At 52.7% G+C, this 25,002-nt stretch carries 21 protein-coding genes; 10 read left to right on the top strand and 11 right to left on the bottom strand.

All coding sequences use genetic code 11. The annotated features are described in order from the left end of the window. The first annotated feature begins 17 nt into the window (after positions 1-17). On the top strand, positions 18-2,021 hold the full coding sequence (gene tkt / locus ACU8XX_RS06885; protein ID WP_000087280.1) for a transketolase: 2,004 nt from the start codon (positions 18-20) through the stop codon (positions 2,019-2,021). 94 nt (positions 2,022-2,115) lie between these two features. Here the strand turns inward: tkt and ACU8XX_RS06880 are convergent, their stop codons facing one another. The 3 genes from ACU8XX_RS06880 to aegA all read right to left on the bottom strand — a co-directional run bounded on the left by ACU8XX_RS06880 (position 2,116) and on the right by aegA (position 5,907). After that, complete coding sequence (locus tag ACU8XX_RS06880; RefSeq protein ID WP_001270542.1) at positions 2,116-3,159, bottom strand: DUF1176 domain-containing protein; 1,044 nt, start codon at positions 3,157-3,159, stop codon at positions 2,116-2,118. A 125-nt stretch (positions 3,160-3,284) separates the two neighbouring features. Continuing rightward, positions 3,285-3,860 (bottom strand): GDP-mannose pyrophosphatase NudK, encoded by a 576-nt coding sequence (gene nudK / locus ACU8XX_RS06875; RefSeq protein ID WP_001300814.1) that lies wholly within the window; start codon positions 3,858-3,860, stop codon positions 3,285-3,287. Between the two features lie 67 nt (positions 3,861-3,927). Beyond that, positions 3,928-5,907, bottom strand: a complete 1,980-nt coding sequence (gene aegA, locus ACU8XX_RS06870) for a formate-dependent uric acid utilization protein AegA (protein ID WP_001078880.1) — start codon at positions 5,905-5,907, stop codon at positions 3,928-3,930. Positions 5,908-6,112: 205 nt separating this feature from the next. Between aegA and narQ the strand changes: the two genes are divergently transcribed. Further along, a complete protein-coding gene (narQ, locus tag ACU8XX_RS06865) occupies positions 6,113-7,813 on the top strand; it encodes a nitrate/nitrite two-component system sensor histidine kinase NarQ (protein ID WP_001300881.1) in 1,701 nt (566 codons plus the stop codon). Positions 7,814-7,975: 162 nt separating this feature from the next. Continuing rightward, on the top strand, positions 7,976-11,089 hold the full coding sequence (gene acrD, locus ACU8XX_RS06860; protein WP_240765405.1) for a multidrug efflux RND transporter permease AcrD: 3,114 nt from the start codon (positions 7,976-7,978) through the stop codon (positions 11,087-11,089). Between the two features lie 98 nt (positions 11,090-11,187). Here acrD and ypfM read toward each other — a convergent pair whose 3' ends face one another. Both ypfM and ACU8XX_RS06850 read right to left on the bottom strand, forming a co-directional pair. Continuing rightward, a complete protein-coding gene (gene ypfM, locus ACU8XX_RS06855) occupies positions 11,188-11,247 on the bottom strand; it encodes a protein YpfM (protein WP_001386977.1) in 60 nt (19 codons plus the stop codon). A gap of 195 nt (positions 11,248-11,442) precedes the next feature. After that, a protein-coding gene (locus ACU8XX_RS06850) for an IS1-like element IS1A family transposase (protein WP_103215986.1) occupies positions 11,443-12,140 on the bottom strand; the annotation gives its coding sequence in 2 pieces (ribosomal slippage) (positions 11,443-11,891 and positions 11,891-12,140; 699 coding nt in all). A 264-nt stretch (positions 12,141-12,404) separates the two neighbouring features. Here ACU8XX_RS06850 and ACU8XX_RS06845 point away from each other — a divergent pair. From ACU8XX_RS06845 to ACU8XX_RS06835, 3 genes are read left to right on the top strand one after another with little or no spacing between them, the layout of a single operon-like run. Further along, on the top strand, positions 12,405-12,761 hold the full coding sequence (locus tag ACU8XX_RS06845; protein ID WP_016242298.1) for an ArsC family reductase: 357 nt from the start codon (positions 12,405-12,407) through the stop codon (positions 12,759-12,761). A 3-nt stretch (positions 12,762-12,764) separates the two neighbouring features. After that, entirely contained in the window at positions 12,765-13,892 is a 1,128-nt protein-coding gene (gene dapE, locus ACU8XX_RS06840; protein WP_001277801.1) for a succinyl-diaminopimelate desuccinylase, read from the top strand. A gap of 27 nt (positions 13,893-13,919) precedes the next feature. Next, positions 13,920-14,120 carry a YpfN family protein gene (locus ACU8XX_RS06835; protein ID WP_000383836.1) on the top strand — a complete coding sequence of 67 codons (201 nt, stop codon included), beginning with the start codon at positions 13,920-13,922 and terminating at the stop codon, positions 14,118-14,120. 109 nt (positions 14,121-14,229) lie between these two features. On the opposite strand, the gene ypfH is transcribed toward ACU8XX_RS06835, so the two are convergent. From ypfH to dapA, 6 genes are all read right to left on the bottom strand, one after another. Next, on the bottom strand, positions 14,230-14,928 hold the full coding sequence (ypfH, locus tag ACU8XX_RS06830; RefSeq protein WP_000679812.1) for an esterase: 699 nt from the start codon (positions 14,926-14,928) through the stop codon (positions 14,230-14,232). 73 nt (positions 14,929-15,001) lie between these two features. Next, positions 15,002-17,017, bottom strand: coding sequence for a tRNA cytosine(34) acetyltransferase TmcA (gene tmcA, locus ACU8XX_RS06825; protein ID WP_240765403.1), 2,016 nt, complete (start codon positions 17,015-17,017; stop codon positions 15,002-15,004). A gap of 14 nt (positions 17,018-17,031) precedes the next feature. Then, the gene (gene ypfJ / locus ACU8XX_RS06820; protein ID WP_001267498.1) at positions 17,032-17,895 is read right to left on the bottom strand and encodes a KPN_02809 family neutral zinc metallopeptidase; all 864 of its coding nucleotides are present in this window, start codon (positions 17,893-17,895) and stop codon (positions 17,032-17,034) included. A 167-nt stretch (positions 17,896-18,062) separates the two neighbouring features. Next, a complete protein-coding gene (purC, locus tag ACU8XX_RS06815) occupies positions 18,063-18,776 on the bottom strand; it encodes a phosphoribosylaminoimidazolesuccinocarboxamide synthase (protein WP_001295467.1) in 714 nt (237 codons plus the stop codon). A gap of 212 nt (positions 18,777-18,988) precedes the next feature. Further along, a complete protein-coding gene (bamC, locus tag ACU8XX_RS06810; RefSeq protein WP_001297320.1) occupies positions 18,989-20,023 on the bottom strand; it encodes an outer membrane protein assembly factor BamC in 1,035 nt (344 codons plus the stop codon). Between the two features lie 16 nt (positions 20,024-20,039). Beyond that, positions 20,040-20,918 carry a 4-hydroxy-tetrahydrodipicolinate synthase gene (dapA, locus tag ACU8XX_RS06805; protein ID WP_001311023.1) on the bottom strand — a complete coding sequence of 293 codons (879 nt, stop codon included), beginning with the start codon at positions 20,916-20,918 and terminating at the stop codon, positions 20,040-20,042. A gap of 145 nt (positions 20,919-21,063) precedes the next feature. Here dapA and ACU8XX_RS06800 point away from each other — a divergent pair, with 145 nt between their 5' ends. From ACU8XX_RS06800 to hyfB, 4 genes are all read left to right on the top strand, one after another. Then, positions 21,064-21,636: a glycine cleavage system transcriptional repressor gene (locus ACU8XX_RS06800; RefSeq protein WP_000176187.1), complete on the top strand. Its 573-nt coding sequence runs from the start codon at positions 21,064-21,066 to the stop codon at positions 21,634-21,636. Next, positions 21,636-22,106, top strand: coding sequence for a thioredoxin-dependent thiol peroxidase (bcp, locus tag ACU8XX_RS06795; RefSeq protein ID WP_001068682.1), 471 nt, complete (start codon positions 21,636-21,638; stop codon positions 22,104-22,106). The genes ACU8XX_RS06800 and bcp overlap by 1 nt, the downstream gene beginning before the upstream one ends. Before the next feature lie 252 nt (positions 22,107-22,358). Further along, the gene (gene hyfA, locus ACU8XX_RS06790; protein ID WP_001352202.1) at positions 22,359-22,976 is read left to right on the top strand and encodes a hydrogenase 4 subunit HyfA; all 618 of its coding nucleotides are present in this window, start codon (positions 22,359-22,361) and stop codon (positions 22,974-22,976) included. Further along, positions 22,976-24,994 carry a hydrogenase 4 subunit B gene (gene hyfB / locus ACU8XX_RS06785; RefSeq protein ID WP_000339450.1) on the top strand — a complete coding sequence of 673 codons (2,019 nt, stop codon included), beginning with the start codon at positions 22,976-22,978 and terminating at the stop codon, positions 24,992-24,994. Before hyfA ends, hyfB begins: the two co-directional genes overlap by 1 nt. Positions 24,995-25,002 lie beyond the last annotated feature (8 nt).

The following is a 25,002-nucleotide window of genomic DNA, read 5'->3' as shown; positions in this document are numbered from 1 at the left end:
CAGCCACGGAGTGTTATATGTCCCGAAAAGACCTTGCCAATGCGATTCGCGCACTCAGTATGGATGCGGTACAAAAAGCCAACTCTGGTCATCCCGGCGCGCCGATGGGCATGGCTGATATTGCCGAAGTGCTGTGGAACGATTTTCTTAAACATAACCCTACCGACCCAACCTGGTATGATCGCGACCGCTTTATTCTTTCCAACGGTCACGCGTCGATGCTGCTCTACAGTTTGCTACATCTGACCGGTTACGACCTGCCGCTGGAAGAACTGAAGAACTTCCGTCAGTTGCATTCGAAAACCCCAGGCCACCCGGAGATTGGCTATACGCCAGGCGTTGAAACCACCACCGGCCCGCTTGGACAAGGTTTGGCGAACGCCGTCGGGCTGGCGATAGCAGAGCGTACACTGGCGGCGCAGTTTAACCAGCCAGACCATGAGATCGTCGATCACTTCACCTATGTGTTTATGGGCGACGGCTGCCTGATGGAAGGTATTTCCCACGAAGTCTGTTCGCTGGCAGGCACGCTGGGACTGGGCAAGCTGATTGGTTTTTACGATCACAACGGTATTTCCATCGACGGTGAAACAGAAGGCTGGTTTACCGACGATACGGCAAAACGTTTTGAAGCCTATCACTGGCATGTGATCCATGAAATCGACGGTCACGATCCGCAGGCGGTGAAGGAAGCGATCCTTGAAGCGCAAAGCGTGAAAGATAAGCCGTCGCTGATTATCTGCCGTACGGTGATTGGCTTTGGTTCGCCGAATAAAGCAGGTAAGGAAGAGGCGCACGGCGCACCACTGGGGGAAGAAGAAGTGGCGCTGGCACGGCAAAAACTGGGCTGGCACCATCCGCCATTTGAGATCCCTAAAGAGATTTATCACGCCTGGGATGCCCGTGAAAAAGGCGAAAAAGCGCAGCAGAGCTGGAATGAGAAGTTTGCCGCCTATAAAAAGGCTCATCCGCAACTGGCAGAAGAGTTTACCCGACGGATGAGCGGTGGTTTACCGAAGGACTGGGAGAAAACGACTCAGAAATATATCAATGAGTTACAGGCAAATCCGGCGAAAATCGCTACCCGTAAGGCTTCGCAAAATACGCTTAACGCTTACGGGCCGATGCTGCCTGAGTTGCTCGGCGGTTCGGCGGATCTGGCTCCCAGCAACCTGACCATCTGGAAAGGTTCTGTTTCGCTGAAGGAAGATCCAGCGGGCAACTACATTCACTACGGGGTGCGTGAATTTGGCATGACCGCTATCGCCAACGGCATCGCGCACCACGGCGGCTTTGTGCCGTATACCGCGACGTTCCTGATGTTTGTTGAATACGCCCGTAACGCCGCGCGGATGGCGGCACTGATGAAAGCGCGGCAGATTATGGTTTATACCCACGACTCAATTGGCCTGGGCGAAGATGGTCCGACGCACCAGGCTGTTGAGCAACTGGCCAGCCTGCGCTTAACGCCAAATTTCAGCACCTGGCGACCGTGCGATCAGGTGGAAGCGGCGGTGGGCTGGAAGCTGGCGGTTGAGCGCCACAACGGACCGACGGCACTGATCCTCTCAAGGCAGAATCTGGCCCAGGTGGAACGTACGCCGGATCAGGTTAAAGAGATTGCTCGTGGCGGTTATGTGCTGAAAGACAGCGGCGGTAAGCCAGATATTATTCTGATTGCCACCGGTTCAGAGATGGAAATTACCCTGCAAGCGGCAGAGAAATTAGCAGGAGAAGGTCGCAATGTACGCGTAGTTTCCCTGCCCTCGACCGATATTTTCGACGCCCAGGATGAGGAATATCGGGAGTCGGTGTTGCCTTCTAACGTTGCGGCTCGCGTGGCGGTGGAAGCAGGTATTGCCGATTACTGGTACAAGTATGTTGGTCTGAAAGGGGCAATTGTCGGGATGACGGGTTACGGGGAATCTGCTCCGGCGGATAAGCTGTTCCCGTTCTTTGGCTTTACCGCCGAGAATATTGTGGCAAAAGCGCATAAGGTGCTGGGAGTGAAAGGTGCCTGATGGTGATTGCCGGATGCTGATTGCCGGATGCGACGCTGACGCGTCTTATCCGGCCTACAGCGTCTTATCCGGCCTACATGTCCCGCCATTTTGTTTAACGGGTGATCCACAACGTGGGCCAGGCGTCTGGCCCATGCCAGTTATCGCAGGTGGGTTCTGCGGCGTAACGCACCAGGCGAAAACGCTGACCGTCAAAGCGCCAGCGCGCCTGAATGCCACAATCGCTTAATCCGCGCCCTTTCGCTAAGGTCACCAGTTCACGCGATTTCTCATCAAATGTTGCGTTCATCAGTTCCAGTTCATTCGTCTCCTGACCGTTGTTGAACGGCAAACGCAACCGAACCGGGCGCGAAGCTAGTGGCTTTTTACGCGACACAATCCATGCCAAATCAATGGTGTTATAGGCCCCTGCCTCACAGCTAATCATCATCAGCGCTTTATCATCAGTCAGCGCAGTGACATTCACCTCACGACGCAATGGATCAAGCGAGCAGCGCAGACCATTCATCCGCCAGTTTCCATAATCCAGCAAATCGTTGCGTTCTTCGAGTGAGAGTGGCGTCGGCGTTGGGTTAACCACCGCGACCTCTTTCAGCGCAGGCGCGGGCGGTACGCTGAGCGGCGGTTCGTCCCCTTTCTTGATCCACGCGGTTTCACTGCCAACGCGCTTTTGCTGAGCATCAATAAACAACAACGCTGCTTTTAAGCCACTCAGAGAAATGGTCTGATCGCCATCGCGTAAGGTGATTGCCTTCCCTTCCTGAATCATCTGCAAAAACGCGGTGATGGTTGCCGTATCATCGGTTACTAATAACCATGGTGAAATCCGCCACTTGTCACCACTTAACGCCAACGGCTCGCCATCTAACAGCAGCCGTGGCGCTATCTCCCCTTCTGACGCCTCCGGCGACTTCAATCCGCCGCGCTCAATACGTAAAACGGCATCGGTATGCGCCCCGGCGCTGCGGCTCAGGGTCATCACCAGTCCATTATGATCGCCCGTATTACGCGCCACGCAGAAATTTTGGTTATTACAGGTGACCTGCCAGTCGGAAAACGCCCGTTGCGCTGGTGCCGCCCACACCAAAGACGTCGGCAACAAAGCGAAAAAAAAGAGAAGGAAAATGCGATAGCGCATGGACGGTACGACCCCAGAAGTTCAAACAAACAGCACAAGTCGTATCTTCGTTGCGCAGGTAGCGCGGCTCAATCGGATTTGTCGGATTGAGCCAATAATAAACAACGAAATATTATTGTTATTTTTCAGTCCATTAAATGTGACGTTTGCAAATAGTTAAGCAATAACACCGTCTTACCGTCACGTATCTCGCCGGTTTTGATCATCTCCAGCGCCTGGCTGAACGGCAGCTCGAGCACTTCAATATCTTCATCTTCGACACCGCCACCGGCGTTAGCGCGCTGATTGTCACTGTATTCGGCGATAAAAAAGTGGATTAGCTCAGTCACACCGCCTGGCGACATATACAGTTCAAATAATTTGCGCACTTCACCCACTTCATAGCCCGTCTCTTCAATCGCTTCTTTGCGAATACACACTTCCGGTTCGTCGTTATCCAGCAGCCCGGCGCAGCTTTCAATCAGCTGCCCGCTTTCATTGCCATTAACCCAGGTAGCGACACGGAACTGACGAATCAGAACCACGGTCTTTTTCTTCGTGTTGTACAGGAGGATCGTCGCACCATTGCCGCGATCGTACACTTCACGTTTATGGCGGATAACTTCGCCGTCTTTGCGCGTGAGATCGTAAGTAATGTTGTGCAGGGTGAAATAGTTATCGGAGAGAATTTTGTCTTTAATGAGGGTGATTTGTTGCGTCATACCGACTCCACAGCGCGAAATGAACAATTATCTTACGCTGTGAAGTCGGGTTTGTCTGCGCAGGCTATCAGTGAGATTTGACTGATTTTACCCCCAGCCAGTCAATAATCCCCTGTGCCGCATGACGTCCTTCTGCCATTGCGGTAACCACCAGATCCGCACCACGCACGGCGTCACCACCAGCGAAGATTTTCGGATTGGTGGTCTGGTAACGGTACTGGCTTTCCACATCCGCGATGATGCGGCCCCATTTGTCTACCGTTACACCGTGCGACTCCAGCCACGGCATCCCGTGCGGATTGAAGCCAAACGCCATAATCACCGCGTCGGCTGGCATGACAAATTCACTGCCTTCCACCGGCACTGGACGCCGACGCCCCTGGGCATCCGGCTCGCCAAGACGCGTGCGCAGGAAACGAATCCCGCAGACGTGACCTTGTTCATTCAGCTCAAGCGCCACCGGCTGGACGTTAAATTCGAAGTTGGCCCCCTCTTCGCGGGCGTTCTTCACTTCTTTCTTCGAGCCTGGCATGTTAGCTTCATCACGACGATAAGCGCAGGTGACGTTACTCGCGCCGTGGCGCAGTGCGGTACGCACACAGTCCATCGCGGTGTCGCCGCCGCCCAGTACCACGACGTTAAGTCCGGCGGTATTGATAAACGGCTCTTCCGGTAGCTCTTCGAGCCCCATCACCTGTTTAGTGTTGGCAATGAGGAACGGCAGCGCGTCATAAACGCCCGGCGCATCTTCATTGGGTAAACCCGCTTTCATGGAACGGTAAGTGCCTACGCCAACGAAGACCGCGTCGTATTGTTCCAAAAGCGAATCCAAAGAGACATCTTTACCCACTTCACAATTGAGTTCGAAGTGAATCCCCATCGCGCTGAAGATTTCCCGACGGCGTGCCAGCAGGGATTTATCCAGTTTGAAAGAAGGAATGCCGAAAGTGAGCAAGCCACCGATTTCTGGATGGCGATCGTACACCGTCACCCCCACGCCATTGCGGGTCAGAACATCCGCACAGGCCAGCCCTGCCGGACCTGCACCGATAATCGCCACCCGCTTGTCCACTTTGGTGACATGGCTTAAGTCAGGACGCCAACCTTTCGCCAACGCCTGATCTGAAATGTAGCGTTCAATGTTGCCGATAGTTACCGCGCCGTGCTCATCGCGAATAGTACAGGCACCTTCACACAAACGGTCTTGCGGACAAACGCGTCCGGTAATTTCCGGCAGGGTGTTGGTCTGGTGAGAAAGCTCGACGGCGGCGTCGATGTTTCCGGCTTTCACCAGTTCAATCCACTGCGGTATATGGTTATGCAGCGGGCAGGTCCATTCACAAACGCTGTGCTCGCCGCACTTAAGGCAGCGCGAGGCTTCCCGTTGTGCCTGGTCGGCGCGAAATGGCAGATAAATTTCATCAAAACCGGTTTTGCGCGCTTCAATCGCCAGTTTATCCGGCTCGCCACGCGCGGGCGTTGCCTGCATTTGTTCGACTTTACTCATTACCGGCATTTCTTGCGCCGCGGTACTGGCATGCCACGGTTGATGTTCCTGACGCGCGGTGCGCAAGCGGCGGGATTTCGCCATGCCGGAGAGTGCGACGTCAGTGACCAGTTGCAGCGCGTCCGCCGGGCAATTCTCAACACAGGCAGGACCGTTTTCGCGCCCCGCACAAAGGTCGCATTTATGCGCCGTGGCTTTTACTTTTCCTGCCGCGACGGGTGTCAGGACGATTTGCATCGTACCAAAAGGACAGGCCACCACGCAGGATTTACAGCCAATACACTTTTGCTGATTGACCTGAATGCTGTCATCAACGTGGCTGATTGCGCCATTAGGGCAGCTACGGGCGCAGGGCGCATCTTCACAATGGTGACAGGTCACTGCACTACGTTGCTGTTGATGTTTGATAACCGTAATTCGGGGATGAAAATGGTGTTGGCTCAGGACATGTTGCTCATCATTGTGAGCCATGACACAGGCGATTTCACAAGCATGACAACCCAGACATTGCTGACTGTTGGCCATAATAAAACGATTCATAACGACCTTCTTTTTTGGTTGTAAAAACCTTATTCTTTATATGAGTGTTGTTATTACCCGACTTACAGGGGAATCGGCAATGTTCATGTGCCCAGAATAAGTAACTATTTCGCTATAAACTGTGGCAGATCAAATAATCCCATCACTGACTAAATTGCGTTTCAGCGAACTGGAACATTAATGATTTTTTGTGGAGAAGACGCGTGTGATTGTTAAACGACCCGTCTCGGCCAGTCTGGCCCGGGCCTTTTTTTACATTGTGCTGCTGTCGATTCTTTCCACGGGTATCGCTCTGCTAACTCTGGCGAGCAGTTTGCGCGACGCTGAGGCTATCAATATTGCCGGATCGCTGCGTATGCAGAGTTACCGCCTGGGCTACGACTTGCAAAGTGGCAGTCCACAACTCAATGCACATCGCCAGTTATTTCAGCAGGCACTGCATTCACCGGTATTAACCAACCTCAACGTCTGGTATGTGCCAGAAGCAGTAAAAACTCGCTATGCGCATCTGAATGCCAACTGGCTGGAGATGAATAATCGGCTCAGCAAGGGCGATTTGCCGTGGTATCAGGCCAATATTAATAATTATGTTAATCAGATAGACCTGTTCGTACTGGCTTTACAGCACTACGCTGAACGCAAAATGCTGCTGGTGGTGGCGATTTCCCTGGCTGGCGGCATCGGTATTTTCACGCTGGTCTTTTTTACTTTGCGCCGCATACGCCATCAGGTGGTTGCCCCGCTGAATCAGCTGGTTACCGCCAGTCAGCGTATTGAACACGGGCAGTTCGACTCGCCGCCGCTGGATACCAACCTGCCGAATGAGCTTGGTCTGCTTGCAAAAACCTTTAACCAGATGTCGAGCGAGCTGCATAAATTGTACCGTTCGCTGGAAGCGTCAGTAGAAGAAAAGACCCGCGATCTCCACGAGGCCAAGCGTCGTCTGGAGGTGTTGTATCAGTGTTCGCAGGCGCTGAACACTAGCCAGATTGATGTGCATTGTTTCCGCCATATTTTGCAGATTGTTCGCGACAATGAAGCGGCTGAATATCTGGAGTTAAATGTCGGTGAAAACTGGCGGATTAGCGAAGGGCAACCAAACCCGGAATTGCCGATGCAGATTTTACCGGTGACAATGCAAGAGACGGTTTACGGCGAACTGCACTGGCAAAATAGTCACGTTTCATCATCAGAACCGCTGCTTAACAGCGTTTCGTCGATGCTGGGACGCGGTTTGTACTTTAATCAGGCGCAGAAGCATTTTCAGCAATTATTGTTGATGGAAGAACGTGCGACCATCGCCCGCGAATTGCACGACTCGCTGGCTCAGGTACTTTCTTACTTACGTATCCAGTTGACGTTACTGAAGCGTTCGATACCGGAAGATAACGCCACCGCACAAAGTATCATGGCCGATTTTTCCCAGGCGTTGAATGATGCTTATCGGCAGTTACGCGAGCTGTTGACTACTTTCCGCCTGACGCTGCAGCAGGCGGATCTCCCCTCCGCATTGAGGGAAATGCTGGATACGTTACAAAATCAAACCAGCGCCAAACTGACCCTCGACTGCCGTCTGCCAACCCTGGCACTGGATGCGCAAATGCAGGTGCATTTGTTGCAAATTATTCGCGAAGCGGTGCTGAATGCGATGAAGCACGCCAACGCCAGCGAAATCGCCGTCAGTTGCGTCACTGCGCCGGACGGCAATCACACGGTTTATATCCGTGATAACGGGATTGGTATCGGTGAACCGAAAGAACCCGAAGGTCATTATGGTCTGAATATCATGCGCGAACGCGCGGAACGGCTAGGTGGGACGCTGACTTTTTCACAACCTTCCGGCGGCGGCACGTTAGTGAGTATTAGCTTTCGCTCTGCGGAGGGTGAGGAAAGTCAGTTAATGTAATGCCTCCTACTGACCAAAGAATACTTGCACTTAAGGTTCAGTATAAAAGGGCATGATAATTTACATTAACTCCTTTTTTCTCCACGATTGGCTCGTACCTTGCCGCTACAGTGAAGCAAGTCAAGCCTACAACGATACGCAGAAACACGAGGTCCTCTTTTAATGGCGAATTTCTTTATTGATCGCCCCATTTTTGCCTGGGTGCTGGCAATCCTGTTGTGTCTGACAGGTACCCTGGCGATTTTTTCATTGCCCGTTGAACAATACCCCGATCTCGCGCCACCGAATGTGCGAGTGACCGCTAACTATCCCGGCGCATCGGCCCAGACGCTGGAAAACACCGTGACCCAGGTTATCGAGCAAAATATGACCGGCCTCGATAATCTCATGTATATGTCATCTCAGAGCAGTGGCACCGGTCAGGCATCTGTCACTTTAAGTTTTAAAGCAGGCACCGATCCGGACGAAGCCGTGCAGCAAGTACAAAACCAGCTGCAATCAGCCATGCGAAAGTTACCGCAGGCGGTGCAAAATCAGGGCGTGACGGTGCGTAAAACCGGCGATACCAACATTCTGACCATTGCCTTCGTCTCTACCGATGGTTCGATGGATAAACAGGATATTGCTGATTATGTTGCCAGTAATATTCAGGACCCGTTAAGCCGCGTAAATGGCGTCGGGGATATTGATGCCTATGGTTCGCAATATTCCATGCGTATCTGGCTGGACCCGGCGAAACTCAACAGTTTCCAGATGACAGCTAAAGATGTCACTGATGCCATTGAGTCACAGAACGCGCAGATTGCGGTTGGGCAACTTGGTGGTACACCTTCCGTCGATAAGCAGGCGCTCAACGCCACCATTAACGCCCAGTCACTGCTGCAAACACCAGAACAGTTCCGCGATATCACCTTGAGGGTGACTCAAGACGGCTCAGAGGTAAGGCTGGGCGATGTCGCCACCGTCGAAATGGGGGCGGAGAAATACGATTATCTTAGCCGCTTCAATGGTAAGCCAGCCTCCGGGCTGGGGGTAAAACTGGCCTCCGGCGCAAACGAAATGGCGACAGCGGAGCTGGTGCTCAATCGTCTCGACGAGCTGGCGCAGTACTTCCCGCACGGACTGGAATACAAGGTGGCGTATGAAACCACCTCGTTTGTTAAAGCCTCCATTGAAGACGTGGTGAAAACGCTGCTGGAAGCTATCGCTCTGGTTTTCCTCGTTATGTATCTGTTCCTGCAAAACTTCCGCGCCACGCTGATACCCACTATCGCCGTGCCGGTGGTGTTGATGGGAACCTTCTCCGTACTTTACGCCTTCGGTTACAGCGTCAACACCTTAACCATGTTCGCGATGGTGCTGGCGATCGGTCTGCTGGTGGATGACGCCATCGTGGTGGTGGAAAACGTCGAACGTATTATGAGTGAGGAAGGACTCACTCCTCGCGAAGCCACACGTAAATCGATGGGGCAGATCCAGGGGGCACTGGTCGGGATTGCGATGGTTCTTTCGGCGGTATTTGTACCAATGGCCTTCTTCGGCGGCACCACCGGTGCCATCTATCGCCAGTTCTCTATTACCATTGTTGCGGCGATGGTGCTGTCAGTACTGGTAGCGATGATCCTCACTCCGGCTCTGTGTGCCACACTACTTAAGCCACTGAAAAAAGGTGAGCATCATGGGCAAAAAGGCTTTTTTGCCTGGTTTAACCAGATGTTTAACCGCAACGCCGAACGCTACGAAAAAGGGGTGGCGAAAATTCTCCACCGTAGCCTGCGCTGGATTGTGATTTATGTCCTGCTGCTTGGCGGCATGGTGTTCCTGTTCCTGCGTTTGCCGACGTCGTTCTTACCGCTGGAAGACCGTGGCATGTTTACTACCTCGGTACAGTTGCCCAGCGGTTCAACGCAACAACAGACCCTGAAAGTCGTTGAGCAAATCGAGAAATACTACTTCACCCATGAAAAAGACAACATCATGTCGGTGTTTGCCACCGTTGGTTCTGGCCCTGGGGGTAACGGGCAAAACGTGGCGCGAATGTTTATCCGCCTGAAAGACTGGAGCGAACGCGACAGTAAGACCGGCACCTCGTTTGCCATTATCGAGCGTGCAACGAAGGCGTTTAACCAAATTAAAGAAGCTCGCGTTATCGCCAGCAGCCCGCCAGCAATTAGCGGTCTTGGTAGTTCTGCAGGTTTTGATATGGAGTTGCAGGACCACGCTGGAGCGGGTCACGATGCGCTGATGGCAGCACGTAATCAGTTGCTGGCGCTGGCGGCGGAAAACCCGGAGCTAACCCGTGTGCGCCATAACGGCCTCGACGACAGTCCGCAGTTGCAGATTGATATCGACCAGCGTAAAGCTCAGGCGCTGGGCGTTGCTATCGACGATATTAACGACACACTGCAAACCGCCTGGGGTTCGAGCTATGTGAATGACTTTATGGATCGCGGTCGCGTGAAGAAAGTCTATGTGCAGGCAGCTGCGCCGTATCGCATGCTGCCAGATGACATCAATCTCTGGTATGTCCGAAATAAAGATGGCGGCATGGTGCCCTTCTCTGCTTTCGCGACCTCACGCTGGGAAACAGGCTCGCCGCGTCTGGAACGCTATAACGGTTATTCTGCGGTTGAGATTGTTGGGGAAGCCGCACCGGGGGTCAGTACCGGTACGGCGATGGATATTATGGAATCGTTAGTGAAGCAGCTGCCAAACGGCTTTGGTCTGGAGTGGACGGCGATGTCGTATCAGGAGCGGCTTTCCGGCGCGCAGGCTCCGGCGCTGTACGCCATTTCCTTGCTGGTGGTATTCCTGTGTCTGGCTGCGTTGTATGAAAGCTGGTCGGTGCCGTTCTCGGTAATGCTGGTCGTGCCGCTGGGGGTAATCGGCGCGCTGCTGGCAACCTGGATGCGCGGGCTGGAAAACGACGTTTACTTCCAGGTGGGCCTGTTAACGGTCATTGGTTTATCGGCGAAAAACGCCATCCTGATCGTCGAGTTTGCTAACGAGATGAACCAAAAAGGCCACGACCTGTTTGAAGCGACGCTCCACGCCTGCCGTCAGCGTTTACGCCCGATTCTGATGACCTCGCTGGCATTTATCTTCGGCGTATTGCCAATGGCAACCAGCACGGGTGCCGGTTCCGATGGTCAGCATGCGGTGGGTACTGGCGTAATGGGCGGGATGATTTCGGCCACTATTCTGGCTATTTACTTCGTGCCGCTGTTCTTTGTACTGGTGCGCCGCCGCTTCCCGCTGAAGCCGCGCCCGGAATAAGCAATAAAAAAGGCGACATGCTAATGTGTCGCCTTTTTCAACTTTCCGATTAAGAACCTGCTCAGCGGGTTCTTGCTGTTTGTACTTTGTCTCAGGAATTACTTACGAAGCATAACTTCAATAAAGTCTTTCCAGTTCCCCAGTTCACGTTCAATCATAACAACCTCTCTTATAATTATGGGTATTCTACGGAAACAATATACCGTGGTGAAGCTAATTTACTCGATTGCTGCGATGACTACCTCCGGGGGACAAACCTTATGTAAATACTATGGTCCTGCGGTGATAATTTGTATGTGATACACAGCAACATTTCGAGATATTCATACGGCATCTAAGGTAATGACTCCAACTTATTGATAGTGTTTTATGTTCAGATAATGCCCGATGACTTTGTCATGCAGCTCCACCGATTTTGAGAACGACAGCGACTTCCGTCCCAGCCGTGCCAGGTGCTGCCTCAGATTCAGGTTATGCCGCTCAATTCGCTGCGTATATCGCTTGCTGATTACGTGCAGCTTTCCCTTCAGGCGGGATTCATACAGCGGCCAGCCATCCGTCATCCATATCACCACGTCAAAGGGTGACAGCAGGCTCATAAGACGCCCCAGCGTCGCCATAGTGCGTTCACCGAATACGTGCGCAACAACCGTCTTCCGGAGCCTGTCATACGCGTAAAACAGCCAGCGCTGGCGCGATTTAGCCCCGACATAGCCCCACTGTTCGTCCATTTCCGCGCAGACGATGACGTCACTGCCCGGCTGTATGCGCGAGGTTACCGACTGCGGCCTGAGTTTTTTAAGTGACGTAAAATCGTGTTGAGGCCAACGCCCATAATGCGGGCTGTTGCCCGGCATCCAACGCCATTCATGGCCATATCAATGATTTTCTGGTGCGTACCGGGTTGAGAAGCGGTGTAAGTGAACTGCAGTTGCCATGTTTTACGGCAGTGAGAGCAGAGATAGCGCTGATGTCCGGCGGTGCTTTTGCCGTTACGCACCACCCCGTCAGTAGCTGAACAGGAGGGACAGCTGATAGAAACAGAAGCCACTGGAGCACCTCAAAAACACCATCATACACTAAATCAGTAAGTTGGCAGCATCACCGGCATCTAATACTGATTTAATTCTGGTTAAAATACAGACAGATAACAAGATGAATATTCTTAATGTTTACGTTAAAAATGTTTAACATTATTTAATAGTTGTTAATTTGAATACTTCGATAATGTTATATTTCCTGATAATCATTTGCAGGCAAAATGTTTTCACCCTTAAATGAGTATTTATTCTCATAGATCGAAAAAGGATTCATTATGGTTACACTTTACGGCATCAAAAATTGTGACACCATTAAAAAGACTCGCCGTTGGCTGGAAGCCAATAACATCGACTATCGTTTTCATGATTACCGCGTCGATGGGCTGGACAGCGAATTATTGAACGGTTTTATCAACGAATTAGGCTGGGAAGCGTTACTGAACACCCGTGGTACAACCTGGCGTAAACTGGACGAAACCACCCGCAATAAAATCACCGATGCGGCCTCTGCGGCGGCATTAATGACTGAAATGCCTGCAATTATCAAACGTCCATTGCTCTGCGCGCCTGGTAAGCCTATGCTGCTGGGTTTCAGTGATTCCAGTTATCAGCAATTTTTCCATGAGGTGTAGTCTATGTCGTGCCCGGTTATTGAGCTGACACAACAGCTTATTCGCCGCCCTTCCCTGAGTCCTGATGACGCAGGATGCCAGGCTTTGTTGATTGAACGTTTGCAGGCGATCGGTTTTACCGTTGAACGCATGGATTTTGCCGATACGCAGAATTTTTGGGCATGGCGTGGGCAAGGTGAAACGTTAGCCTTTGCCGGGCATACCGACGTGGTGCCGCCTGGCGACGCCGATCGTTGGATCAATCCGCCGTTTGAACCGACCATTCGTGACGGCATGTTATTCGGGCGCGGCGCGGCAGATATGAAAGGCTCGCTGGCGGCGATGGTGGTAGCAGCAGAGCGTTTTGTCGCACAACATCCCAACCATACGGGGCGACTGGCATTTCTGATCACCTCTGATGAAGAAGCCAGTGCCCACAACGGTACGGTAAAAGTCGTCGAGGCGTTAATGGCACGTAATGAGCGTCTCGATTACTGCCTGGTCGGCGAACCGTCGAGTATCGAAGTGGTAGGTGATGTGGTGAAAAATGGTCGTCGCGGATCATTAACCTGCAACCTCACCATTCATGGCGTTCAGGGGCATGTTGCCTACCCGCATCTGGCTGACAATCCGGTACATCGCGCAGCACCTTTCCTTAATGAATTAGTGGCTATTGAGTGGGATCAGGGCAATGAATTTTTCCCGGCGACCAGTATGCAGATTGCTAATATTCAGGCGGGAACGGGCAGTAACAACGTTATTCCGGGTGAACTGTTTGTGCAGTTTAACTTCCGCTTCAGCACCGAACTGACTGATGAGATGATCAAAGCACAGGTGCTTGCCCTGCTTGAAAAACATCAACTGCGTTATACGGTGGACTGGTGGCTTTCCGGGCAGCCATTTTTGACCGCGCGCGGTAAACTGGTGGATGCGGTCGTTAACGCGGTTGAGCACTATAATGAAATTAAACCGCAGCTACTGACCACAGGCGGAACGTCCGACGGGCGCTTTATTGCTCGCATGGGGGCGCAGGTGGTGGAACTCGGGCCGGTCAATGCCACTATTCATAAAATTAATGAATGTGTGAACGCTGCCGACCTGCAGCTACTTGCCCGTATGTATCAACGTATCATGGAACAGCTCGTCGCCTGATGAGTGGTTCTGCAAGAGGAAATAAGCATGGACTGGCTGGCTAAATATTGGTGGATTCTGGTGATTGTCTTTTTGGTAGGCGTCCTGCTGAACGTGATTAAAGATCTCAAGCGCGTCGACCATAAGAAATTTCTCGCCAACAAGCCGGAGCTTCCCCCGCATCGTGATTTCAACGATAAGTGGGACGATGACGACGACTGGCCGAAAAAGGATCAACCGAAGAAGTAAGCTGAGTGCTCAACCGTAGGCCGGATAAGGCGTTAACGCCGCATCCGGCAATGGTGAACGATGCCTGATGCGACGCTCACGCGTCTTATCAGGCCAGGTAATCTGTCTTTTACATCATTTCAATCACATCATCATCGCCAGGCTTACCGCCACTTAGCGCTTCGTCGAAATAATGTTTCGGAATGGTATAACGCAAGTGATCCAGGGCAAATTGCATACTGCGATTGTCGATCGCATGGCCTAAATCCTCCACGATATCCAGCGTCACGTCACCACCGGCACTGATTAACGCTTCCTGCGCCGCAACCGCATGCGCCAGATCGATAACCGGATCTTCACCACCATGAATCAAGTGAATTGTCGTGGCTGTAGACGCGGTTTCCGGCAGGCTCGCATAGCGTCCGTTAAAGGCAATGACGCGCGAAGCAAGGCCCGGTTCGGCTTTAATGCTCTCCAGCGCCATAATCGCGCCTTGTGAGAAACCAATTAGCGCCGTGGCATTAGCCCCTACTCCGCTCTGTTTCTGCCAGTAGCGTACCGTCTCAATAAACGTCGGCATGATGGCATCCACACGCGCCTGGCGATTATCTTCCGTAATACCCTGCACCGAAAACCACTGACGCCCCGCCGGATTACCGCTCGGCTCCGCGCCACCGACACTCACCACCAGCGCATCAGGAAACAGCGGTGCAAACCAGCTACCTATTTCCCCCATTGCCACCGGGTTATCCCCGACACCGTGGAAAAGCAGTAACAACTGTTGCGCAGGTTTATCCGGGCTTTGAACAACAAAATGGTCATGTTTCATGGCGAACTCCTTAACTGATGTCATTAATTTTACGCCGCTGACTCACAATGACCATGGGAGAAAATTGAAGGAGTCAGTGAAAAAATTGCCATTGCGTTATGCGATCGCGCAGACGCTCAGTGCGAACCTCATTAAGTGCGAACAGCGCCTGCGCGGCCTCTTCCCGCTGGCGAACCAGTAACATCTTGCGGCCTGAAAGTTTAAGTGTGGTACATAACTGCGCGTCGCTGACGTTTTTCTGTAAACGCCCACGCAGCGCCGGTAATGCCAGTTCACTGGTTTGTAGCATACGCAATAAGCAACCTAACGATGTTAATAGCGGACGATGAGCGAAAGCAAAACCGGCCAGTTCAAGCCAGTCGTCGTCAGAAAGGACGGCATCGTTTAGTGGATCAACAGGAAGCGTTTCGCCATTCCACTTTGCGAGAGCTTGCGCATCGCGACGTAAACGGTAATGCTCACGTTCAGCCAGTTGTTTACCCGCATTACTCATCGGTAACAGCGCCATCGCCGTATAGCAACCGCTGCTGGCTTCACGATGATTACCCATCCGCACCAGCACAAAACCGCAGCGGTGCCAGAAACGCCATAACTCCCCGGTGTAACCAAAACTCACCGAAAGATAGTCGAGGTCACGCGTATATTGCAAAGCACCAGCAATAAGTTGCTGCCCTGTGCCTTCCCGCTGACGCGCCGGATGAACTGCTATCCGGCTGACCCGCCGTCCACGCAATGTCGCTGCCAGTGGATTGCTACCGTGCGCCGCCAGCGACTGGGCCACCAGATTACCCCGCGGGCGACGAAAACCTGCCCATACCGCCTGACTGAGTTGTTGAGATAATCCCCCCTCATCCACCAGCCACAGCGCTCCGGCAATCTCGTTTTCGCCAGCCGCCTGTAAAAAATATTGCCCTGGTGCATCCATCATCCGGCGTAAATCCAGCGGCGAAGTCCGGTAGTGCGCACCAGACAATAACTGATAAACCTTTAACGGCGTTTCTGGCTCGCTTCGCCATAACGTTTGTTCAAATGCGGAAATGACGATATTGCCTTGTGGTGTATGGGTGAAGTTTTCATCGTCAAAAACCAGTGCCTCACTAACCATTTTTTCCAGCGGGCATCCCTGTGCCCAGCGGATCGGCTGTTGCAGTTCAAAACGGTGTAAATGCGGAAAGCGAGCGCAAAATTTCAGCAAAAAACCACGTCCGGTGCCTTCGTAGCCCTGCACCGTAGTGGTTAACAACGTTCGAGGAAAACGCGATACCAGTTGATGCAACAACGGCGCAGGTATGGCTGCGGCTTCGTCGACCACCAGCCAGTCGGCTTGCTCATCGCTGGCTAACAAGGCATCCGGCGCAATAAAGCGAAACTTCTCGCCCGCAAATTGTGCCAGTACATCCGTTGCCGCTTTTGCGGGCGCGGTGACAATCGCACTGCCCGCAATACGAGAAATGAGTTGCCCTGCCAGCGCCGACTTACCGCGCCCACGCGCAGCCGTTACCGCTGCCACGCCCGGCGGCATGGTCAGTAGCTGCTGTAAGAGTTGCTGTTGTTCTGGTTGTGGTGCGCCGGTCGCGGGGTGCCAGTCAGTACGGGGAGTAAAATGCTCCAACGAGAACGGCTGGTTTTGCCGCCAGAGGATAGCGTCGTTATCCGCCGTAAGTACGCGTTTGAGATGCTGGACAAAATGCGGCGTCGCAATAGGGTCAGGGCAATCACTCCAGCGCAGCGAGTCGGCATCAGGTTGGTTTTCCCACTCTTCCCATACAGGGAGTAACAAAACCAGCCAGCTTCCCGCTTTCAACGTTCCGCTAAGTGCTGCAAAGGCAGCGGCATCAAAGCCGTGGCGGGCGTCGAATACCGCATGCCGGAACTCGCGCCCAAGTAAAGTTTGTAGTGCCGAGGGAGAACAGTGGTTTTCAGCATCTGGCTGCGGCGAAATCCACAGCCAGTCGCCAGGTAAGGCATCACGTAACTTAAGCGCATGATCAAAACACCAACCCTCTTCCCCGCTCAACACCAGCAAGCGGCGGATCCCTTCACGTTTCATTTGCGCTGTTAATGTGTGAAGCGCAGTCAGTTCAGCCATCCCTGCCCCGGAAGTTAAATGCTTTTACCAAAAGTATTGCATTGTGCCGGATCGCCGCTGTCGAAACCACGTTTAAACCAGCTGTAGCGTTGCTGAGAAGTGCCATGAGTGAAACTGTCTGGTACTACTCGCCCCTGACTTTGCTGTTGTAAACGGTCATCGCCGATGGCCTGCGCCGCGTTCAGCGCCTCTTCCAGATCGCCGGTTTCCAGAACGCCTTGCTGCTGCATACTATGCCCCCAGACACCGGCAAAACAGTCGGCCTGGAGTTCCATACGCACAGATAAGCGGTTCACTTCCGCCTGCGTCGCGTTTTGTTGCAGTTGACGAACTTTCGGCTCGATGCCTAACAGTTTCTGCACATGATGACCGACTTCATGGGCGATAACGTACCCCTGGGCAAAATCGCCATCCGCGCCAAGTTTGTCTTTCATGTCATCATAGAAGGAGAGATCGATATAAACCGTGCCATCCGCCGGGCAATAGAATGGCCCCATTATGGACTGGCCCGCCCCGCAGCCGGTACGCGTCATTCCACGGTACATGACCAGCTTCGGTTGCTGATAGGTTTTACCCATCTTCTCGAACTGCTGTCCCCAGGTGTCTTCCGTAGTTGCCAGAATCACCGAGGTGAATTTTGCGGCTTCGTCTTCATTTGGGCTAATTGACCGCGTTGATTGCTGTTGGGAAACCGGCTGTCCGGTCATCAACCCGGTTAAATCAACGCCATAGTAGCCTGCAACCAGCACGACTATCAGTAAAATCAGCCCGCCTTTACCGCTCGGCAGGCGAAAACCGGGACCGCCCATAGACGGACCACCAGAGCTGTTGCGCCTGTCTTCAACATTGTCACTTTCACGTCGCCCTTGCCAACGCATAGATACCTCAACAATATATTCATTATAGAAATGATCGTAGGTGGTTCAGAGGAAGATTACCACAGGAAAGCGGGATGAAATGGCGGAGGAATGAGCGTTCAATGCACATCTTCCGAGAGCGGTTGTCTTGCCGTGCCAGCTGCACGGCAAGATGATGAACAGAAAAATCAGTCCAGCTGTACACCCAGGCGGCGGGCGACGGCTTCATAGGCCTCGATCAGGCCACCGAGGCTCTGGCGGAAACGGTCTTTGTCCATTTTCTCCAGCGTTTCTTTGTCCCACAGGCGGCTGCCGTCCGGAGAGAACTCATCGCCCAGTACGACTTCACCTTTGTACAGGCCAAACTCCAGCTTGAAGTCGACCAGAATCAGACCAGCATCATCGAACAGTTTTTTCAGCACGTCGTTCGCTTTGTAGGTCAGCTCTTTCATACGCGCCAGGTTCTCTTTGCTTACCCAGCCAAAGGTTTCGCAGTAAGATTCGTTGACCATCGGATCGTGCATGGCGTCGTTTTTCAAGAACAGATCGAACAGCGGCGGGTTCAGCTCAATACCTTCTTCGATTCCAAGACGTTTCACCAGAGAGCCCGCAGCACGGTTACGCACGACACACTCAACCGGTACCATATCCAGCTTTTTCACCAGACATTCGGTATCGGAGAGCAGACGCTCCATTTGAGTCGGGATACCCGCTTCAGCCAGTTTGCTCATAATGAAGTAGTTGAACTTGTTGTTCACCATACCTTTGCGATCAAACTGCTCAATGCGCGCGCCATCCCCTGCTGACGTATCATTGCGGAATTCGAGCACCAACAGGTCCGGGTTTTCCGTGCTGTATACGGTTTTCGCTTTACCACGATACAACTCAGCTTGCTTTTGCATCTTTATCACTCCTGGGTGTGAATTAACGTTTTAAAATCTTTTGCTGTCTGGTGTGCCGGATGTTTTGTCGGATGCGGCGTGAACGCCTTATCCGAACTACGTCCGACAAACAAATTTCGTGCGAATTACCGCTAAAATCGCGTTTTCCTGCCGACGCACACGTTTGCGTATCATATCAGAAAAAAGGGCCGGATGATTCCAGCCCTGTATTTTTACTTGCTAAACGCAGCCTGGAAGACAGCTACCAGCGCGTCGTTCTGACTCTGAGTCAGAGTATGACCTTTCGGATCGATGAACTGTAGGCTGCTGCGGTTATCTAAATCGCCAACCTGCAGTTTATAGTCACCGGATGCCAGGCCTGGATCGCTCGCGCCCAGTTCCTGCCAGTCGCTGTCAGACAGCGGCTTATAAGTTACGGCCATGTTGCCCTGCGAACGGGTGCTGTCGGTCACTTTCATGCCCACTTTTTCCAGCGCCGCTGGCAGACGTTGCCAAACCACATTGAACGGCCCGCGTACGACCAGCATTGGTAAACCGGTGTCATCAGCTGCACTTTGTACGTCCATAGTGGTGGAGGCACGATTTTGCGCAGCGTTCGCGGCGTCAGTGGCAGATTTATCCAGACCGGCGGAAATAACGTTCATCATCTCCGTGCTGTAACGCTGCATGGAAGCCGCGTCTGCAACCGGTTTGCCCGCCTGTTCCAGGTTCAGCAGTTTAACCGTAACCGCCTGCTGATAACCCTGCGGCTTAACAGAGATTTGATAACGACCACGATACTGCTCGTCTTCGTCCAGACGGTTCCATTGTACCCAATCGGTGGTCAGTGTCTGACCAGCATCATCACGTTGGGTGATGGTGTAGTTTTTCGCCTGCAGCACGCTAACCACCTGCGGCCACAGAGTATTGCCACGACCATTTTCCACCAGCAATGAAGCGGTATCGCCCGTGAACTGGGTACGCGCGCCAGAAACCAGTGCCAGCGGCTGGGCTGGTGGACGAATGTCCAGCGCCTTACCGACAGCACCACTACCGTTGGTCACCGGGATTGCATAATCACCGGAGGTCACCGGCAAAATCATTCCAGCCGGGGCATGAAGCTCCGCAAGCGGTGCCGCTTCCAGGTAGGCTTCATCACCACTGACCTGACGCTTATAGCGTGAGTCAGAACTACAGGCAGCGAGTAATAAAACAAGCGAAACACCCGCAACCTTTGCCAGGCGCGACTTTTGAACAGAGTAAGCCATCAAATCTCCCTAAACTTTACAGCAAACCGGCATGCTTAAGCGCCGCTCTGACCGTCTCACGACCACTGTCGGTGATTGGTGTCATTGGCAGGCGCAGCGTATCGGTCGCCACAAGACCCAGTTCCTTACATGCCCATTTCACCGGGATTGGATTGGGTTCGACAAATAGTTTGTTGTGTAATGGCATCAGACGCTGATTAATAACGCGTGCCTCGGCAAAATGCCCTTCTGCTGCCAGTTTGCACATCTGGGCCATATCACGCGCTGCGACGTTAGCCGTAACGGAAATAACCCCATGACCGCCTAATTGCATGAAGTCCAGCGCGCTCGCATCATCGCCGCTCAGCAGAACAAAATCATCTGAAACCAGCTCTTTGATCTGGTTTACACGCGTTAAGTTCCCTGTTGCCTCTTTGATTCCGATAATATTTTTTACTTTCGCCAGACGGCCCACCGTTTCCGGGAGCAGATCGCAGCCAGTACGGGACGGCACATTATACAGAATTTGCGGCAGGTCAGTATGCTCAGCGATGGCTTTGAAATGCTGATACAAACCTTCTTGCGACGGACGATTGTAGTAAGGGGTTACCGTCAGGCAGCCGACGATACCACTGTCATTGAAGCGCTGCGTCAGGCTAATGGCTTCCGCAGTAGCGTTAGCGCCGGTCCCGGCAATTACCGGAATGCGCCCATCAGCCAGATCCAGCGTCATCATCACCACATCAGCATGTTCGTCATGATTTAAGGTAGCGGACTCGCCAGTGGTGCCAACAGAAACGATCGCCGAAGTACCGCTGGCGACATGATAATCAATCAGTTTTTTCAAGCTAGCCCGACAGACATTACCTTTTTCATCCATCGGAGTAACAATCGCGACAATACTTCCCGTGAACATGGGCCATCCTCTGTGCAAACAAGTGTCTCAATGGTACGTTTGGTATGGCATTAAAAGCAAGCAGACAGAACCGTTCTGATTGTTGTATGCATGTTTTTTTTATGCTTTCCTTAAGAACAACTCACCCCTTAAAGGAATAACCAGTTTGACACTGTCATCGCAACATTATCTGGTGATCACTGCGTTGGGTGCCGATCGCCCTGGAATTGTGAACACCATCACCCGTCATGTCAGTAGTTGCGGCTGTAATATTGAAGACAGTCGCCTGGCGATGCTGGGAGAAGAGTTCACGTTTATCATGCTGCTTTCCGGTTCATGGAATGCCATTACTCTGATTGAATCAACGTTACCGTTGAAAGGTGCAGAACTGGATCTTTTAATCGTGATGAAGCGCACGACGGCGCGTCCGCGTCCGCCAATGCCAGCATCTGTCTGGGTTCAGGTCGATGTGGCAGACTCCCCGCATTTAATTGAACGCTTCACAGCACTTTTCGACGCGCATCATATGAACATTGCGGAGCTGGTGTCGCGCACGCAACCTGCTGAAAATGAACGGGCTGCGCAGTTGCATATTCAGATAACCGCCCACAGCCCCGCATCTGCGGACGCAGCAAATATTGAGCAAGCGTTCAAAGCCCTATGTACAGAACTCAATGCACAAGGCAGTATTAACGTCGTCAATTATTCCCAACATGATGAACAGGATGGAGTTAAGTAATGAATCCACTGAAAGCCGGTGATATCGCACCGAAATTTAGCTTGCCGGATCAAGACGGAGAACAAGTTAATTTGACCGACTTCCAGGGACAGCGTGTTCTGGTTTATTTCTACCCGAAAGCCATGACCCCCGGCTGTACCGTACAGGCCTGCGGCTTACGCGATAACATGGATGAGTTGAAAAAAGCGGGCGTTGATGTGCTGGGTATCAGCACCGATAAACCCGAAAAACTCTCCCGTTTTGCGGAAAAAGAGCTGCTTAACTTTACGCTCCTGTCTGATGAGGACCACCAGGTGTGCGAACAATTCGGCGTCTGGGGTGAAAAGTCCTTCATGGGCAAAACCTACGATGGTATTCATCGCATCAGCTTCCTGATTGACGCTGATGGCAAAATCGAACATGTCTTTGACGATTTCAAAACCAGCAATCACCACGACGTTGTGCTGAACTGGCTGAAAGAACACGCCTGATTACTCTGCTCCATTCCGTGCTGGCTGCGCTTGCGGCCAGCATACCTCACTTCTCGTGATCAAGATCACATTCTCGCTTTCCCCTGCGACACGGGTGTCGAATCCATTTTTTGCTGAACGTTAATGACCATCATTTTTGTACCGTTCAGAATCCAGTCAATACATAACTTATTGAATATATTGAGTTAATCAGAATGGCATCCTTTATGCAATATGAAATGCAATGTTTCATATCATTTTCAAGGAGCCGACATGAACCGCTTTGTGGTGGCCGAACCACTGTGGTGTACAGGATGTAATACCTGTCTCGCTGCCTGTTCGGACGTGCATAAAACGCAAGGTTTACAGCAACACCCGCGCCTGGCCCTGGCGAAGACGTCAACAATCACTGCCCCTGTCGTGTGTCATCACTGTGAGGAAGCCCCTTGCCTGCAGGTCTGCCCGGTCAATGCCATCTCTCAGAGGGATGATGCGATCCAACTCAACGAAAGCCTCTGTATTGGCTGCAAGCTTTGCGCCGTGGTCTGCCCATTTGGCGCAATCAGCGCTTCAGGAAGCCGTCCGGTGAATGCCCATGCGCAATATGTTTTTCAGGCTGAAGGCTCACTCAAAAACGGCGAAGAAAACGTGCTGCCCCAACATGCGTTGCTGCGCTGGGAACCGGGTGTCCAGACCGTCGCGGTGAAATGCGACCTGTGTGATTTCTTGCCAGAAGGTCCGGCCTGCGTTCGCGCTTGCCCGAATCAGGCGTTACGGCTGATCACCGACGATAGCCTGCAACGTCAGATGAAAGAAAAACAGCGCCTTGCCGCAAGCTGGTTTGCCAATGGCGGGGAGGATCCCCTTTCCCTCACTCAGGAGCAACGCTAATGGATGCCCTGCAATTATTAACCTGGTCGCTGATCCTCTATCTGTTTGCCAGTCTGGCTTCGCTGTTTTTACTCGGTCTGGACAGACTGGCTATTAAGCTTTCCGGCATCACATCGCTGGTGGGCGGCGTGATTGGCATCATCAGCGGAATTACGCAATTACATGCTGGTGTAACTTTAGTCGCCCATTTTGCCACCCCTTTTGACTTTGCCGATTTAACCCTGCGAATGGATAGCCTCTCGGCATTTATGGTGCTGGTTATCTCCTTGCTGGTGGTGGTTTGTTCGCTCTATTCATTGACTTATATGCGCGAATACGAGGGCAAAGGCGCGGCGGCGATGGGCTTCTTTATGAATCTTTTCATCGCATCGATGGTTGCCCTGCTGGTGATGGACAACGCTTTTTGGTTCATCGTGCTGTTTGAAATGATGTCGCTGTCTTCCTGGTTTCTGGTCATTGCCAGGCAGGATAAAACGTCGATCAACGCTGGCATGCTCTACTTTTTTATCGCCCACGCCGGATCGGTGCTGATAATGATCGCCTTCTTGCTGATGGGGCGCGAAAGCGGCAGCCTCGATTTTGCCAGTTTCCGCACGCTTTCACTTTCTCCGGGGCTGGCGTCGGCGGTGTTCCTGCTGGCCTTTTTCGGTTTTGGCGCGAAAGCCGGGATGATGCCGTTGCACAGCTGGTTGCCGCGCGCTCACCCTGCCGCACCATCGCACGCTTCAGCGTTGATGTCTGGCGTAATGGTCAAAATCGGTATTTTCGGCATCCTGAAAGTGGCGATGGATCTGCTGGCGCAAACGGGTTTGCCGCTGTGGTGGGGCATTCTGGTGATGGCGATCGGCGCAATCTCCGCGCTCCTGGGCGTGCTGTATGCGCTGGCGGAACAGGATATCAAACGGCTACTGGCCTGGAGTACCGTCGAAAACGTCGGCATTATTTTGCTGGCGGTCGGTGTGGCGATGGTCGGTCTGTCACTGCACGACCCGCTGCTCACCGTGGTTGGACTGCTCGGCGCACTGTTTCATCTGCTCAACCATGCGCTGTTCAAAGGGCTGCTATTTCTCGGCGCGGGCGCGATTATTTCGCGTTTGCATACCCACGACATGGAAAAAATGGGGGCACTGGCGAAACGGATGCCGTGGACAGCCGCAGCATGCCTGATTGGTTGCCTGGCGATATCAGCCCTTCCTCCGCTGAATGGTTTTATCAGCGAATGGTACACCTGGCAGTCGCTGTTCTCACTAAGTCGTGTGGAAGCCGTAGCGCTACAACTTGCGGGTCCTATTGCTATGGTAATGCTGGCAGTCACTGGTGGGCTGGCAGTAATGTGCTTCGTAAAAATGTACGGTATTACTTTCTGTGGTGCGCCGCGCAGTACACACGCTGAAGAGGCACAGGAAGTGCCAAATACGATGATCGTCGCCATGCTACTGCTCGCGGCACTCTGCGTATTAATTGCGCTTAGTGCCAGTTGGCTGGCACCGAAGATAATGCATATTGCCCATGCGTTTACCGATACCCCTCCCGTCACTGTCGCCAGCGGAATAGCACTTGTACCCGGCACGTTTCATACACGGGTCACTCCTTCATTACTGTTGCTGTTACTACTGGCGATGCCTTTGCTGCCTGGCCTTTACTGGCTGTGGTGTCGTTCGCGCCGCGCAGCGTTTCGTCGCACAGGAGATGCCTGGGCATGCGGCTACAGCTGGGAAAATGCGATGGCCCCGTCAGGCAATGGCGTGATGCAGCCGCTGCGTGTGGTCTTTTCTGCGCTATTTCGTCTACGACAACAGCTCGACCCTACGCTGAGGCTAAATAAAGGTCTTGCGCACGTCACCGCCAGGGCTCAGAGCACAGAACCCTTCTGGGATGAGCGGGTGATCCGCCCCATCGTGAGCGCCACCCAACGGCTGGCCAAAGAAATACAGCATCTGCAAAGCGGCGACTTTCGTCTCTATTGCCTGTATGTGGTCGCCGCACTGGTTGTGCTGCTAATCGCTATTGCCGTCTAAGGAAATCA

The organism is Escherichia sp. MAL-1 (assembly GCF_052948035.1).
Note: the sequence above shows the minus strand (reverse complement) of the source record. Positions and strands in the feature narration are given on the sequence as shown.